Source organism: Bradyrhizobium sp. Kon56, from assembly GCF_055807635.1.
This window is the reverse complement of the sequence record NZ_JBVVOU010000290.1, coordinates 1-314: the sequence shown is the minus strand read 5'-3', so window position 1 is coordinate 314 and position 314 is coordinate 1. Positions and strand designations below refer to the sequence as shown.

The 314-nt window shown below is 58.9% G+C and carries 1 protein-coding gene; it reads right to left on the bottom strand.

Features of this window, described 5'->3' with window-relative positions:
- A partial coding sequence (locus AC0L3B_RS39010) for a hypothetical protein (protein ID WP_473383024.1) occupies positions 1-314 on the bottom strand: 314 nt, incomplete at both ends.

Genomic DNA, 314 nt, shown 5'->3' with positions numbered 1-314 from the left:
CCAACGGCTTTCCCGTGTGTTGGTAGATCACACGGTTGACCATCGGAAGAGGGCCCGTGCTCAACTTGTGAGCCACGCCTAGCCGCTGGAGGTGTGCCAGTATGACAGCGGCGGAATGGACGATGACTTGGTATTCGCCAAGCCATTGGCCGAAGTTGATTTCCTGGTGAACCAGCACTTCAGCGATGTGGCCGACGGTACCCAGCCCATGACTCTCCACGAGCCGCAAGAGCAGGTCGTGGGGTGCCAGCTCAGCAAAAGTGGGATTGAATCCATCAGCCTTCAGTGCTGCTTCGCGGCTAAAGGCCAGGGCG